The 15043-nt window shown below is 71.5% G+C and carries 13 protein-coding genes; 8 read left to right on the top strand and 5 right to left on the bottom strand.

Annotation, left to right across the window (positions count from 1 at the left end; genetic code table 11):
• Positions 1–291: 291 nt before the first annotated feature.
• Positions 292–1944, bottom strand: a complete 1653-nt coding sequence (locus ACIPXM_RS22250; protein WP_401657966.1) for a protein kinase — start codon at positions 1942–1944, stop codon at positions 292–294.
• A 296-nt stretch (positions 1945–2240) separates the two neighbouring features.
• Here ACIPXM_RS22250 and ACIPXM_RS22255 point away from each other — a divergent pair, with 296 nt between their 5' ends.
• Complete coding sequence (locus tag ACIPXM_RS22255; RefSeq protein WP_401657968.1) at positions 2241–3971, top strand: protein kinase; 1731 nt, start codon at positions 2241–2243, stop codon at positions 3969–3971.
• Positions 3972–4010: 39 nt separating this feature from the next.
• On the opposite strand, the gene ACIPXM_RS22260 is transcribed toward ACIPXM_RS22255, so the two are convergent.
• The 3 genes from ACIPXM_RS22260 to ACIPXM_RS22270 form a co-directional block, all read right to left on the bottom strand.
• Positions 4011–5039 (bottom strand): phosphotransferase, encoded by a 1029-nt coding sequence (locus tag ACIPXM_RS22260; protein ID WP_401657970.1) that lies wholly within the window; start codon positions 5037–5039, stop codon positions 4011–4013.
• A 15-nt stretch (positions 5040–5054) separates the two neighbouring features.
• Positions 5055–5543: a pyridoxamine 5'-phosphate oxidase family protein gene (locus ACIPXM_RS22265; RefSeq protein ID WP_401657972.1), complete on the bottom strand. Its 489-nt coding sequence runs from the start codon at positions 5541–5543 to the stop codon at positions 5055–5057.
• Positions 5544–5792: 249 nt separating this feature from the next.
• Positions 5793–6452 (bottom strand): response regulator, encoded by a 660-nt coding sequence (locus tag ACIPXM_RS22270; RefSeq protein ID WP_401657974.1) that lies wholly within the window; start codon positions 6450–6452, stop codon positions 5793–5795.
• Positions 6453–6790: 338 nt separating this feature from the next.
• Here ACIPXM_RS22270 and pdhA point away from each other — a divergent pair, with 338 nt between their 5' ends.
• From pdhA to ACIPXM_RS22300, 6 genes are all read left to right on the top strand, one after another.
• Positions 6791–7966, top strand: coding sequence for a pyruvate dehydrogenase (acetyl-transferring) E1 component subunit alpha (gene pdhA / locus ACIPXM_RS22275; protein WP_401657976.1), 1176 nt, complete (start codon positions 6791–6793; stop codon positions 7964–7966).
• Between the two features lie 2 nt (positions 7967–7968).
• A complete protein-coding gene (locus tag ACIPXM_RS22280) occupies positions 7969–8949 on the top strand; it encodes an alpha-ketoacid dehydrogenase subunit beta (RefSeq protein ID WP_401657978.1) in 981 nt (326 codons plus the stop codon).
• Between the two features lie 40 nt (positions 8950–8989).
• On the top strand, positions 8990–10441 hold the full coding sequence (locus ACIPXM_RS22285) for a dihydrolipoamide acetyltransferase family protein (RefSeq protein WP_401658486.1): 1452 nt from the start codon (positions 8990–8992) through the stop codon (positions 10439–10441).
• Positions 10442–10463: 22 nt separating this feature from the next.
• Entirely contained in the window at positions 10464–11138 is a 675-nt protein-coding gene (locus ACIPXM_RS22290; RefSeq protein ID WP_401657980.1) for a hypothetical protein, read from the top strand.
• 109 nt (positions 11139–11247) lie between these two features.
• Positions 11248–11889 (top strand): GntR family transcriptional regulator, encoded by a 642-nt coding sequence (locus tag ACIPXM_RS22295; protein ID WP_401657982.1) that lies wholly within the window; start codon positions 11248–11250, stop codon positions 11887–11889.
• Positions 11886–13199: a nitrate/nitrite transporter gene (locus tag ACIPXM_RS22300; RefSeq protein WP_401657984.1), complete on the top strand. Its 1314-nt coding sequence runs from the start codon at positions 11886–11888 to the stop codon at positions 13197–13199. Before ACIPXM_RS22295 ends, ACIPXM_RS22300 begins: the two co-directional genes overlap by 4 nt.
• Before the next feature lie 21 nt (positions 13200–13220).
• Here the strand turns inward: ACIPXM_RS22300 and ACIPXM_RS22305 are convergent, their stop codons facing one another.
• Positions 13221–14048 carry a maleylpyruvate isomerase family mycothiol-dependent enzyme gene (locus tag ACIPXM_RS22305; protein ID WP_401657986.1) on the bottom strand — a complete coding sequence of 276 codons (828 nt, stop codon included), beginning with the start codon at positions 14046–14048 and terminating at the stop codon, positions 13221–13223.
• Between the two features lie 197 nt (positions 14049–14245).
• Between ACIPXM_RS22305 and ACIPXM_RS22310 the strand changes: the two genes are divergently transcribed.
• Positions 14246–15025 carry a carbon-nitrogen family hydrolase gene (locus ACIPXM_RS22310; RefSeq protein ID WP_401657988.1) on the top strand — a complete coding sequence of 260 codons (780 nt, stop codon included), beginning with the start codon at positions 14246–14248 and terminating at the stop codon, positions 15023–15025.
• Positions 15026–15043 lie beyond the last annotated feature (18 nt).

Raw genomic sequence — 15043 nt, forward strand, 5'->3', positions numbered from 1 at the left:
GGTGTCCGGACTGTCGAGTCCACCGTGCTCCGCACGAGTTCCCTCGCCTTTACGTCCGGACACCCCCACCCCCACTCCGGCCCCGGCCCCCTCCCGCCGGACTCGGGAGAGAGGCCGGGGGTGGGGAGGGGGAGGGCAGGGGTGGGTGGGCCTCCGCCCCGTCGTTGGGCGGTGAGGGTGGGTGGGCTGGGGTGGGTGGGCCTTCGCCCCGCTGTTGTGTGGTGAGGGTGGGGCGGGGACCCGTCCGTCGTTGGGCGGTGAGGGCGGGGTGGGGCCGTCGTCCGGCAGGGGCTACTGCTGGGGCAGGTCGCCCGTCGAGATCTCGAAGGTGAACTCGGCGTCGTCCTTGCCGATGTCCGTGCCCTGGCGCGGGTACTGCGACATCACCGTGCCCTGCCCGTACGTCGCCTCGTCCACCGACGACTGCGCCTTGATCTTCCAGCCGGCCGCCTGGATGCACGCCTTCACGGACTGGATGTTCTTGTACGTGAAGTCCGGGACCTCGAACTTCGCCGGGTCCTGGCCCTCGCGGGGCTCCGTGCACTTCTTGGTGTCGATGGTCTTGGTGAGGTCCGGGCCCTTGTGGGTGGTGCCGTTGCTCGCGCTGCTGGTCGGGCTGTCGTCGCCGCCCTTGCCGTTGTCGCCGCCCGGGTCGCGGTTCATCAGCGAGACGCCGGTGATCGCGCCCGCGATCACGATCAGCGCCACCGCGCCGATGGCGATCTTGTTCCGGTTCCCGCCGCCGGTGCCGCCGGACGCGTGGCCGGCCTGCCCGGGCTGTCCCAGCGGGCTCTGCGCCGTGTACGGGCCGGGGATCGGCGCGGGCGCGGGCGTCTGGTACATCGGCGCGGGGGTCTGCGGGTAGCCGTACCCCGGCTGGGGCGTCGGGGCCGGGGTCGGCGGGCCGTACGGGCCGGGCTGCGGGGTGTGCGGCGGCTGGTACGGCGTCTGCATCCCGTGCGTGGACGGCGGCGGGGTCTGGCCGACCGGCGGGAAGACCGCCGAGCCGACGCCCGCGCCGCTGTTCACCGGGCCGCCCGCCACGATCACCGGCGCGCCGGTCTGTCCGGCGCCGAGCACCCGGAGGCACTCGTCGCGCATCGCGGCGGCGCTCGGGAAGCGCTCGTTCGGGTTCTTCTTCAGGGCCCGGGCCACCAGCGCGTCCATCGCCGGGGTCACCGACCGGTTGACGCTGGACGGCGCGACCGGTTCCTCCTGGACGTGCGCGTACGCGATGGCCAGCGGCGAGTCGGCGTCGAACGGCAGACGGCCCGTCAGGAGCTGGAACAGCATGATGCCGACCGAGTAGAGGTCGGAGCGGGCGTCGACGGCGCGGCCGAGGGCCTGCTCGGGGGAGAGGTACTGCGGGGTGCCGACGACCATGCCGGTCTGGGTCATCGAGGTGACCCCGGACTGCATGGCGCGGGCGATGCCGAAGTCCATGACCTTGACGACGCCGCGCTTGGTCATCATCACGTTGCCCGGCTTGATGTCCCGGTGGACCAGGCCCATCTCGTGGCTGACCTCGAGTGCCGCGAGCACGTCGCCGGTGACCTTCAGGGCCTTGTCGGCGGGCATCGCCCCGTACTGCCGGACGTCCGTGGCGAGCACCGAGCCGAGCGGCTGGCCCTCCACGTACTCCATGACGATGTACGGCATGACGGCGCCGTCGAGGCTGTCCTCGCCGGTGTCGAAGACCGAGACGATGTTGGTGTGCGACAGCTTGGCGACGGCCTGCGCCTCACGGCGGAAGCGTTCGCGGAAGGACTGTTCGCGCCCGAGCTCCGAGTGCAGCGTCTTGATCGCGACCTGGCGGTCGAGCGCGCTGTCGTACGCCAGGTACACCGACGCCATGCCGCCCTCGCCGAGCAGGTCGCGCAGCTGGTACCGGCCACCCGCCACCGATCCGCCCGCATAGCGCCCCTGTGCGCCGTCCTGGCTCATTCGTGCTTCCCCCTACACGCGCGCGTGGCGGCGCTGATCCGAAAATTTCCTGGCCAAGTCTGCCCCAGGGCCCTGCCACGTCAAGCCACGCACCGCTTCGGTGCCCGTTCCGTGACCCTCGGTGCGGCAAACGTCCCGGAAGCGTGACAGTCGTGCCACGGAATTTGCACAGGTGTACGTCTGAGGGTTGGATGGCCCGTTCATCGCGGACCGTGATGTCGTACGGAGCCTGTAGCGTGACGACTGGACACGGCACAGGGCACGACACGGCACCGAAGAGACGACGGCGAGGACTGATGGCACCCGAATCCGAAGCTGGTGGCGGTGTGCCGGACGCGTCCATCGACTCCTGGGGCGGCGCCCCGGAGGCCGTCGAGAGCGTCGAAGGTGTCGTCGGCGAGGGGCGTTACCGCCTGACGCACCGTCTGGGACGCGGCGGCATGGCCGAGGTCTACGCGGCGGAGGACGTACGGCTCGGCCGCACCGTCGCCGTGAAGCTGCTGCGCGCCGACCTCGCCGAGGACCCGATCTCCAAGGCCCGCTTCACCCGCGAGGCACAGTCCGTCGCGGGCCTCAACCACCACGCCATCGTCGCCGTGTACGACTCCGGCGAGGACTACGTCGGCGGCCAGTCCGTGCCGTACATCGTGATGGAGCTGGTCGAGGGCCGCACCATCCGCGACCTGCTGATCAGCGCCGAGGCGCCGGGCCCCGAGCAGGCGCTGATCATCGTCTCCGGTGTCCTGGAGGCGCTCGCCTACTCCCACCAGCACGGCATCGTGCACCGGGACATCAAGCCCGCCAACGTGATCATCACCCACGGCGGCGCCGTGAAGGTCATGGACTTCGGCATCGCCCGCGCCCTGCACAGCGGGCAGGCGACGATGACGCAGACCGGCATGGTCATGGGCACCCCGCAGTACCTGTCGCCGGAGCAGGCCCTCGGCAAGGCCGTCGACCACCGCTCCGACCTGTACGCGACGGGCTGTCTGCTCTACGAGCTGCTCGCGCTGCGGCCCCCGTTCACCGGTGAGACCCCGCTGTCGGTGGTCTACCAGCACGTCCAGGACGCCCCGGTCCCGCCGTCCGACGTCGCCCAGGCGGCGCCGCCGGAGCTGGACGGTCTGGTGATGCGCTCGCTGGCGAAGGACCCGGACGACCGCTTCCAGTCCGCCGAGGAGATGCGCGGCCTGGTGCAGTACGGGCTGCAGATGCTCCAGGAGCAGGGCAGCCACACCGGCGGGTGGAACACCGGACCGGTCGGCATGTACGACGGGTACGACCAGATGGGCATGCACACGCCCGGCGGCGGGGTCACCACGACCACGCCGATGGGCCACCCCATGCACCACGAGACGGCGCAGCGCCCGATCCTGCCGCCGATGAACCCGGACGACGGCGGCGTCGGCTACGACGGCGGCTCCGGTGGCTACGGCACGGGCGGTTACGGCCAGCCCGGTGGCGGCGGCAAGAGGTCCGGTCGTGGCCGGACGGTGCTGTTCATCGCGCTCGCGCTGATCGCGATCGTCGCGGGCGTCGCGTACGCGATCGACAAGTCGTCCGACAAGGGCGGCGACACCAAGCCGCCGGCCGTCACCGACTCCCCGTCGACGAAGTCGGAGTCGCCGACCCCGTCGGACGAGCCGTCCACCGAGGACCCCACCGAGGACTCGTCGTCCGGTGGCAACGAGCAGCCGTGGACGCCGTCGACCAAGCGGCCGACCTACCGGCCGACCACCCCGCCGCCGACGACGCCGCCCCCGTCGACCGATCCGACGGACACCACCGACGGCGGCACCGGCACCACCGAGGGGACCACCGAGGGCTCCACGGAAGGCAGCACCGAGGGCTCGACCGAGGGTTCGACGGAAGGCAGCTCGACGGGCACGTCGAACGGCACGACGACGGGCACCTCGAGCGGCACGTCCACGGGCACGTCGGCGGGCAGCACCAACGGCAACACCGGCACCTCGACCGGCACCGGAACCTCGACGGGCACCGGGACCAGCACCGGCACCGGCGCCTGACCGAGGGCCCGGTCCCCCGGAGCCCCGGGCACCGGCCCGTCAGCCCGTGAAGGCGTCGCGGACCGCCTCGTACTCCCTGGTCCACCACACCGCGAGGGCCGACACCGCGGGGAACTGCGGATCGGCCCTGCGGTCGTGCAGCTGGTAGCGCCAGCGCAGGGTCCAGAAGTCGTTGAGCCGCTCCCACCACACCCGGTGCACCGCCGCGGCCAGTTCCGCGCCGTCCGCCCCGGCCGCCCGCCGGTACGCGCGCGCGTACGCCCGTACCTTGTCCAGGGCCAGCTCGCCCGCCGGCCGTACGAAGAAGATCGCGGCGGCCCGGACCGCCTCCTCGGCGCGCGGGCGCACCCCGAGCCGGTCCCAGTCGACGATCGCGGCGGGCTCGGCGCCCCGGTAGAGCAGGTTGAAGGGGTGGAAGTCGCCGTGCACCCAGCCGCTGGCGGCGGCGGACGGCGGGCGGCGGTGGGCGTGCGCGGTGAGCAGCACCCGGCGTTCGCGCAGCCGGTGCTCGGCGAGCTCGTCGAAGCCGTCGCGGACGCGACGGGTGTGGATCAGCCGCAGCAGCTCGTCGATCAGCCGGTAGGTGTCCTCGGGCCGGGCGCTGGCCCGGCCCTCGCCCGGCGCGGTCCGGCCGGCCGACGGTTCCATCACCCGCTCCAGGCTGGTGTGGACCTGCCCGAGCAGGGTGCCGAGGCGGCAGGATCCGGCGGCGGACAGCTGGGCGCCGTCCCGGTGCCGGCCGTCGATCCACGGGTGGAGGGCGTAGCAGTGGCCGCCGATCACCGCGACCGTGCGGCCGGTGGCGTCGGGCAGCGGCGGGGCGACCGGCAGGCCGAGGGCGTGCAGCCGCTGGGTGGCCCGGTGCTGGCGCACGATGGTCGCGCGGTCGGCGGTGCGGGAGTCCAGGTGCTGCTTGAGGAAGTAGGCGCCGCGGGTGGTGGCGAGCCGGTAGCCGCGGTTGAGCAGCCCCTGGGCGACGGGCTGGCAGGACAGCGGCTCGCCCGCGTCCGCGTAACGGCGCAGCAGAGCGCCGACCGGGGGAACCAGTGGTGCAGATGAGCGCGGCACGCCGCAGATGTTAGATCACGCTACGTGGTGCAGGTGTCGCTCAGGGGGGCGGGTGGTGCCCGTGGTGCCGGTGGGTGGCGGCGTTTCGGCCACCGCGGCGGGCGCGGTCTGCTCGGCGGGATAGTCCAGCGTGTGCACCGTGACGAACTGGGGGTCGATGCGCATATAGACCGGCTGGAACGGTTCTCCGTCGACGGAGCTCGGCTCGGGGCCGAACGCGGCGATCTCTTCCTCGGTCGGCTCGACGATCTCGGCGGTGCCGGTGAACTGGACCGACCACTGGTTCCCGGTGGGCGAGCTGAGGTTGTCCGCTCCGTAGGCGACGACGCTTCCGTTGCAGGCCCGGTGGTATCCCAGGCCCCGGTGCAGCCGGATCAGCACATGGCCGCCCGCCACGATGTGGCGGGCCGGGGCGACGAACGGCATCGCCCGCATGCTCGTGGCCAGCCGTCCGTACGCGACACGGTTCAGCAGCTCGATGGCGCGGATCTCGTCGGTGGACATGGCTCCCACTCTCCGCCACCGGCATCATGTCGGGAAAGGGGCCCCTGCCCCGGTTCGGCGGGGACATAGGTCCCGAAAACCGGCCGTCCGGTCCGGTTGCATCCATTCGGGTGACGAAACCGGAATCCGGACAGGATCCGCACGGTGATTCCGCGATTCCACGTGGTGGTTCCGCGTGGTGATTCCGCGTGGTGATTCCGCGTGGTGGTTCCGCGCGGACGGCGGACGGCGGACAGCCGACGGCGGGCGTCAGCGGCGCTCGGCCTGCATCCTCGCCACATAGGCGGCGGCCTGCGAACGGCGTTCCATGTTCAGCTTCGACAGCAGGCTGGAGACATAGTTCTTGATGGTCTTCTCCGCCAGGTGGAGCCGCTCGCCGATGGCCCGGTTGGTCAGGCCCTCGCCGATCAGATCGAGGATCTTGCGCTCCTGCTCGGTGAGATTGGCGAGCCGGTCGTCGCCCTTCGGGCTGTTGCCGTCCCGCAGCCGCTCGAGCACCCTGGCCGTGGCCACCGGGTCGAGCAGCGACTTGCCCGCGGCGACGTCACGGACCGCCGAGAGCAGCTCGTTGCCGCGGATCGCCTTGAGCACATAGCCGGAGGCACCGGCCATGATCGCGTCGAACAACGCCTCGTCGTCCGCGTACGACGTCAGCATCAGACACTTGATCGACTCGTCCTGAGAGCGCACCTCCCGGCAGACCTCGACACCGCTGCCGTCCGGCAGCCGCACATCGAGCACCGCCACGTCGGGCCGGGTCGCGGGGATCCTGACCAGGGCGTCCGCCGCCGTTCCGGCCTCGCCGACCACCTCGATGTCGTCCTCCACGGAAAGCAGCTCGTGGACGCCGCGCCGGACGACTTCGTGGTCGTCCAGCAGAAATACCCGGATTTTTCCATCTTCGCGCACCCTGCCAGTCTCACATATTGGCTCTTCCCGCGCCCGGGGTGACCGGGATAACGTGCCGGTTGTTCCGACGAGGGCGTCGGGCCGTTGTCCGCGCGCTGACCAGCGGCGAGTCACCGCTTTTCTCGATTTACTTGGAAATCCAAGCAAAATCGCAGGTCAAGCGGGGTTTCGCAGGAATGCCGTGCTGTGGGTAACGTGCCTATGACGGCGCTCGCCGGGGCACCTGTCACGCCCGACCCGGTCGCGTCGCACCCACCCCGTGCGAAGAGTACGGAGAAGGCGGAGCCGCACTGGCTTACCGGCGAACCCGGGGGCCGGACCGACGGAGGAGCACGCACGTGACCGTGGAGAGCACTGCCGCGCGCAAGACGACGCGACGCAGCAGCGGCACCAAGCGCACCACCAGCGCGAGCGCGAAGCAGGCGCAGGCCGCACAGCCGGCCGAGCCGGAGCTCGTACAGCTGCTGACGCCCGAGGGCGAGCGCGTCCAGCACCCCGAGTACGACATCGACCTGAGCGCCGACGAGCTGCGCGGCCTCTACCGCGACATGGTGCTCACCCGCCGCTTCGACGCCGAGGCCACCGCGCTGCAGCGGCAGGGCGAGCTCGGCCTGTGGGCGTCGCTGCTCGGCCAGGAGGCCGCCCAGATCGGCTCCGGCCGCGCGCTGCGCGACGACGACTACGTCTTCCCGACCTACCGCGAGCACGGCGTCGCCTGGTGCCGCGGCGTCGACCCGACGAACCTCCTCGGCATGTTCCGCGGCGTGAACCACGGCGGCTGGGACCCCAACAGCAACAACTTCCACCTGTACACGATCGTCATCGGCTCGCAGACCCTGCACGCCACCGGCTACGCCATGGGCATCGCCAAGGACGGCGCGGACTCGGCCGTCATCGCCTACTTCGGCGACGGCGCCTCCAGCCAGGGCGACGTGAACGAGGCGTTCACCTTCTCCGCCGTGTACAACGCGCCCGTCGTGTTCTTCTGCCAGAACAACCAGTGGGCGATCTCCGAGCCCACCGAGAAGCAGACCCGCGTCCCGCTCTACCAGCGCGCCCGCGGCTTCGGCTTCCCCGGCGTCCGCGTCGACGGCAACGACGTCCTCGCCTGCCTCGCGGTCACCCGCTCCGCCCTGGAGCGCGCCCGCCGCGGCGAAGGCCCCACCCTCGTCGAGGCGTTCACCTACCGGATGGGCGCCCACACCACCTCCGACGACCCGACGAAGTACCGCCGGGACGAGGAGCGCGAGGCATGGGAGGCCAAGGACCCGATCCTGCGCCTGAAGACGTACCTGGAGCGCGAGGGCCACGCCGACGAGGCGTTCTTCGCGGAGCTCGAGACGGAGAGCGAGACGCTGGGCAAGCGCGTCCGCGAGGCGGTCCGCGCCATGCCCGACCCGGAGCACCTGGCGATCTTCGAGCACGTCTACGCGGACGGCAACGCGCTCGTCGACGAGGAGCGCGCCCAGTTCGCCGCCTACCAGGCGTCCTTCGCGGACGGAGAGGCCGAGTAATCATGGCTGTTCAGAAGCTTCCCCTCGCGAAGGCGATCAACGAGTCGCTGCGCACGGCCCTGGAGACCGACCCCAAGGTCCTGATCATGGGCGAGGACGTCGGCAAGCTCGGCGGCGTCTTCCGGGTCACCGACGGCCTGCAGAAGGACTTCGGCGAGGACCGGGTCATCGACACCCCGCTCGCGGAGTCCGGCATCGTCGGCACCGCGATCGGCCTCGCGCTGCGCGGCTACCGCCCGGTGGTGGAGATCCAGTTCGACGGTTTCGTCTTCCCCGCGTACGACCAGATCGTCACCCAGCTCGCCAAGATGCACGCCCGCGCGCTCGGCACGGTCAAGATGCCGGTCGTCATCCGCATCCCGTACGGCGGTGGCATCGGCGCGGTCGAACACCACTCGGAGTCCCCCGAGGCGCTGTTCGCGCACGTCCCCGGCCTCAAGATCGTCTCCCCGTCGAACTCCTCCGACGCCTACTGGATGCTCCAGCAGGCGATCCAGAGCGACGACCCGGTGATCTTCTTCGAGCCGAAGCGGCGCTACTGGGACAAGGGCGAGGTCGACACCGACGCCATCCCCGGTGAACTGCACCGCGCCCGGGTCGCCCTGGCGGGCACCGACCTCACCCTCGCCGCGTACGGCCCGATGGTGAAGACCTGCCTGGAGGCCGCCGCGGCGGCCGCCGAGGAGGGCAAGTCGATCGAGGTGCTCGACCTGCGCTCGATCTCGCCGCTCGACTTCGACACCATCCAGTCCTCGGTCGAGAAGACCCGCAGGCTGGTCGTGGTCCACGAGGCCCCGGTCTTCTTCGGCTCCGGCGCGGAGATCGCCGCCCGGATCACCGAGCGCTGCTTCTACCACCTGGAGGCCCCGGTGCTCCGGGTCGGCGGCTACCACGCGCCGTACCCGCCGGCGCGCCTGGAGGAGGAGTACCTGCCGGGCCTCGACCGTGTGCTCGACGCCGTCGACCGCTCGCTGGCGTACTGAGGACCTTGAGGAGAGCATCGTGACGATCCGCGAATTCAAGATGCCCGACGTGGGCGAGGGCCTCACCGAGGCCGAGATCCTCAAGTGGTACGTGCAGCCCGGCGACACCGTCGCCGACGGGCAGGTCGTGTGCGAGGTGGAGACGGCGAAGGCGGCCGTCGAGCTGCCGATCCCGTTCGACGGGACCGTGCACGAGCTGCGCTTCCCCGAGGGCACGACGGTCGACGTCGGCCAGGTCATCATCTCGGTGAACGTGGGCGGGGAGGTGGCCGAGCCGGTCGCGGAGCCGGTGGCCGTGCCCGCTGCCGCTCCCGTACCCGCCGCCGAGGAGGAGGCCCCGGCGGGCCGGACCCCGGTGCTCGTCGGGTACGGCGTGGCCGCGTCGTCCACCAAGCGCCGGGCCCGCAAGGCGGCGGACGCCCCGGCGGCCCAGGCCGTCGCCGCGCCCGTCGCCGCTCCGGTGGCTCCGGCTCCGGCCGCGCCGGTCACGGTGGTGCCCGAGCAGCTGAACGGTCACGGCCACGGCCCGGCCGCAGCCCGCCCGCTGGCCAAGCCGCCGGTCCGCAAGCTCGCCAAGGACCTCGGCGTCGACCTGGCCACGGTCACCCCGACCGGCCCGGACGGCATCGTCACCCGCGAGGACGTGCACCGCGCGGCGGCCCCGGCCGCCGAGGCGCAGGTCGTCGAGCAGCCCGTGGCCGAGCCGGTCGTGGCCGAGCCGACCGTGGCCGCGTCCGCGAACGTGGCCGTCGAGCGGTCCGCGGTGGCCGCGCCGCCGGCGGCGGACGGTGCCCGGGAGACCCGTATCCCGATCAAGGGCGTACGGAAGGCGACGGCGGCGGCGATGGTGGGGTCGGCGTTCACCGCGCCGCACGTCACCGAGTTCGTGACCTTCGACATCACCCGCACCATGAAGCTGGTCGAGGAGCTCAAGTCCGACAAGGACATGGCGGGCCTGCGGATCAACCCGCTGCTCCTCATCGCCAAGGCGGTCCTGGTCGCGATCAAGCGCAACCCCGAGGTCAACGCGGCCTGGGACGAGGCCGCCCAGGAGATCGTGCTCAAGCACTACGTGAACCTGGGCATCGCCGCGGCCACCCCGCGCGGTCTGATCGTCCCGAACATCAAGGACGCCCACGCCCAGACCCTGCCGGAGCTGTCCCGCTCGCTCGGCGAGCTGGTCGCGACGGCCCGCGAGGGCAAGACGACCCCGGCGGCCATGCAGGGCGGCACGATCACCCTCACCAACGTCGGCGTCTTCGGCGTCGACACCGGCACGCCGATCCTGAACCCGGGCGAGTCCGCGATCCTCGCGATCGGCGCGATCAAGTTCCAGCCCTGGGTCCACAAGGGCAAGGTGAAGCCCCGCCAGGTCACCACCCTGGCGCTGTCCTTCGACCACCGCCTGATCGACGGCGAACTGGGCTCCAAGTTCCTGGCCGACATCGCGGCGATCCTGGAACAGCCGAAGCGGCTCATCACCTGGAGCTGATGCCCCGTTCTTCCTGTTTCACGTGAAACAGGAAGCCCGGGTGGTGCGCGGTCGCGCACCACCCGGGCTTCGTCGCGTTCTCTGCCGCAGACGCGCCATCGATGCCATCGATGCCATCGATGCGATGATCGTTCTCGGACCAAGTCGGGCCAAGGGGGGATGCATCGTGCGTCATCAGAGGAGTGGACTCCGTACCAGGGGCGTGTTGTTCGGCGGCCTTTCGGCGCTGCTGGTGCCGTTGCTCGCGGGGTGCGTCAGTCAGAGCCGGGACGAGGTGCTGAAGGAGTTCGTGCTGGAGCTTCCGGCGTGCCCCACCGAGGCGGAGACGTTCTCGGGATCGACGGACGTGGCCGACTGGCACCTGGACATGAGCTTCACGGTGCCCCGTGCGTGCGCGGACACCTATCTCAAGGACCACGGTGTCGATCTCGACACCCATCTCACCTGGCCCGCTTCGGGGACGACCGTGATCGATGGCGTCACGATCCCGCCGGACACTCCGCCGTTCACGGACGGGGCCATGAAGCGGTTCGGGCTGTCTCTGGACCCGAAGAAGAAGTACGCGCTGTACAGAACGTTTCGTACGCCCAAGGACGCCAGGTTCAGGGTCCTCGTGGTGCCCGCGGGGGACAAGGTCGGGCTGTACATGGAGGTGGTGGGCCCCGGGTTCGTCCGAGGGTCCGGCAACGCCGGATAGGCCGGACAGGCCGGAGGCAGGTCCTTCGGCGCGACCGCACGGCACCCAGGCCCGTCCGCATCGCGGACGGGCCTGTCTGTTGCACCCCTGTTGTATCTATGCTGTGTCCATGCCTTCAGCACCGCCCGCGGCCGACCGCGTCTACATGCACGTCAAGCAGGCCGTCCTCGACCGCCGCTACGAGGGCGGGACGCTGCTCACCGAAGGGGAACTGGCGCAGGCCGTGGGCGTGTCCAGGACGCCCGTGCGGGAGGCGCTGCTGAAGCTGGAGATGGAGGGGCTGCTCAAGCTGTACCCGAAGAAGGGCGCCCTCGTGCTCGCCGTCTCCGCGCAGGAGATCGCGGACGTGGTCGAGACCCGGCTGCTCGTCGAGGAGTTCGCGGTACGGCGGGCGGTGCCCGCGCCCCCGGTGCTCGTCGCGCGTCTGGAGGAGCTCCTGGAGGAGCAGAAGCGGCGGGCGCTCGCCGGGGACCTGGCCGAGGTCGCCGTCACCGACCGGTGCTTCCACGCCGAGATCGTCCAGCACGCCGGGAACCAGATCCTCGCCCGCCTCTACGACCAGCTCCGCGACCGCCAACTGCGGATGGGCGTCGCCGTGATGCAGTCCCAGCCGGACCGGATCGCCAAGAACATCGCCGAGCACGCCGAGATCCTCGACCGGATCAAGGCGGGCGACGCCGAGGGCGCCGCCGCCTGCGTCCGGCAGCACCTCAGCTGGGTGAAGGTGCTGGTCCGGGGGGAGGCGCGATGAGCCGGGACGGCTACGGCTCCGCCGTCACCCTGCCCGGCGACCCGCCCGGCGGCCGACGCGCCGCCCTCGTCTGGGGCGTCGGCGTCTCCGTCTACTTCGTCGCCGTCATCTTCCGAACCTCGCTCGGCGTCGCCGGGCTCGACGCCGCCGACCGCTTCCACGTCAACGCCTCCGCCCTCTCCACCTTCTCCATACTCCAGCTGCTCGTCTACGCGGGCATGCAGATACCCGTCGGCCTCATGGTCGACCGGCTCGGCACCAAGAAGGTGCTGACCATCGGCGTCGTCCTGTTCACCCTCGGCCAGCTCGGCTTCGCGCTCTCCCCCTCGTACCCGATGGCGCTCGCCTCCCGCGCGCTCCTCGGCTGCGGCGACGCGATGACCTTCATCAGCGTGCTGCGGCTCGGCAGCCGCTGGTTCCCGGCCCGCCGCGGACCGTTCGTCGCCCAGGTCGCCGCCCTCTTCGGGATGGCCGGGAACCTGGTCTCGACGATCTTCCTGTCCCGCGCCCTGCACGGCTTCGGCTGGACCCAGACCTTCGTCGGCAGCGTCTTCGCCGGGGTCGTCGTCCTCGTCCCGCTGCTGCTGTTCCTGAAGGACCACCCCGAGGGGTACGCGCCGCAGCCCGCCCCGCACGCGGGCGCCGCCTTCGTCCGCCGCCAGATCGCCGAGTCCTGGCGCGAGCCCGGCACCCGGCTCGGCATGTGGGTGCACTTCACCACCCAGTTCCCCGCGATGGTGTTCCTGCTGCTCTGGGGGATGCCGTTCCTCGTCGAGGACCAGGGCCTGAGCCGGGGCACGGCCGGTGAGCTGCTCACCCTGGTGGTGCTCTCCAACATGGTGGTGGGACTCGCCTACGGCCAGATCATCGCCCGCCACCACACCGCCCGCGCGCCCCTCGCGCTCGGCACCGTCGCCACCACCGCCCTGCTGTGGGGCGCCACCCTCGCGTACCCCGCCGACCACGCCCCGATGTGGCTCCTGATCGTGCTGTGCGCGGTGCTCGGCGCCTGCGGACCGGCCTCGATGATCGGCTTCGACTTCGCCCGGCCCGCCAATCCGCCCGAGCGTCAGGGCACCGCATCGGGAATCGTCAACATGGGCGGTTTCATCGCCTCCATGACGACGCTCTTCGCCGTCGGCGTGCTGCTCGACGCGACCGGCGACGACTACCGGATCGCGTTCTCCTCGGTCTTCGTCCTCCAGGCCGTCGGCGTCGTGCAGATCCTCCGCCTCAAGTCCCGCACCGCGAGACGCGAACGGGAACGGCTCGTGGCCAGCCGCGTGGAGGCCGTGCACGTCCCCGCGTGAGCCCGACCGGCCAGGGGGCAGCTAGTTCGGCGTCACCGCGAAGTGCGCCAGGATCGCGCCCGCCAGGTCCTCGTCGCCCTCCACCTTGATCCGGTCGGCGACGTCCGCCACGCGGACCCGGCCGCAGGCCAGGCGCACATACGTCTCCCAGTCCAGCGCCAGCGTCGCCGCCGGGCCGAGCGACGGCGCCCCGTCCACCGAACCCCGGCCCTCGGCGTCCACCCGTACCGTCCGCAGGAACTCCACCGGGCCGCTCACGTCGAACACCACCGCCGACTGCGCGGGCGCGCCCGCGTCCCGCGCGACCACCTTCGGCAGCGCCGCGAGCAGCACGTCACGCGCGATGTACGCGCCGGGGGAGTCCAGGTTGCCCGGCACGCCGAGCGACGCCCGCAGGTCCTGCTCGTGCACCCAGCAGTCGAAGGCGCGCATCTGATAGGCGAGTTCCAGACTCTGCTCGGCGCCCAGCGGGGCCCGCATCAGGGCGTCCGGCTGCCGGGTCTCGTTGCGCAGCTGGCGGGCCCGGCGGATCAGGATGTACTCCAGCTCCGACGTCATCTCGGGACCGGTGTGGTGCCGCCGTACGTCGACCTGCATCTCCATGTAGCGGGCGAAGTCCGTGCGCACGTGGTAGAGATCGCGGGGCAGCGTGTGGATCGGCCGCGGGTCGCCCAGCATCTCGGTCTCCATGCCGATCACATGCGAGACGATGTCGCGGACCGACCAGCCCGGACACGGCGTGGCGCGGTTCCACTCGCCCTCGACGAGCGGCTGCACCAGCTCGGCTATCGCTTCGATGGAGTGGGTCCAGGCGTCGGCGTAGTTCTGGAGGCTGGGATGGACGGTCACGGGACCCCTCGGCGGTTCTTTTGTACGCGGTTGGCTGGAGCTGGTGTGGCTGGCGGGCGACTGCTCTTCCGGGCTGAAAACATGACGGGGTGGGAGGCTCGGACGCTAAGTTACGCTGCCCGAAGGCACCCCGGCAGTGCTTTCGTGTGACGATCGTAGGCCGGTGTTGACGGCTCGAATGCCAGGACGGTGGTACTGTGCGCGCCTCGCTGATCCAGATCGCGGTAGACCCGGACGAACCGGTCGACGACCGCAGGGCCCGGGTGGCCCGTCTCGTACGGGCCGAGCGCGGTGCCGCCGACCTCGTCGTCCTCCCCGAACTGTGGCCCACCGGCGCCTTCGCGTACGAGGAGTTCGCCGCCGAGGCCGAGCCGCTGCGCGGCCCCACCTGGACGGCGATGTCCGCCGCCGCCCGGGACGCCGGGGTGTGGCTGCACGCGGGCTCCTTCGTGGAGGCGGCGGGCGGCGCCCTCCACAACACCTCCCTCGTCTTCTCCCCCGACGGCGAACTCGCCGCCAGCTACCGCAAGATCCACCGCTTCGGCTTCGACAAGGGCGAGGCCGTGCTGATGGCGGCGGGCGAGGACCTGGTCACCGTCGACCTGCCGCAGCTCACCGTCGGCGTCGCCACCTGCTACGACCTGCGCTTCCCCGAGCTGTTCCGGGGCCTGCTCGACGCGGGCGCCCAGGCGTTCGTCCTCCCGGCCGGCTGGCCCGCCCGGCGCCGCGCCCACTGGACGCTGCTCGCCCAGGCGCGGGCCGTCGAGAACCAGGCGTACATGCTGGCCTGCGGCACCGCCGGGACCCACGCGGGCGTCGAACAGGCCGGGCACTCGATCGTCGTCGACCCGTGGGGCGAGGTCCTCGCCGAGGCCGGTCCCGGCGAGGAGGTGCTGCGCGCGGTCCTCGACCCGGCGAAGGTGACGGCGACCCGCGAGCAGTTCCCGGCCCTGAAGGACCGCGTGCTCGGGCGGTAGCCGCCCCGCGAGGGTCAC

Origin of the sequence: Streptomyces sp. NPDC090025 (assembly GCF_044748125.1) — a bacterium.
GTDB lineage: Bacteria > Actinomycetota > Actinomycetes > Streptomycetales > Streptomycetaceae > Streptomyces.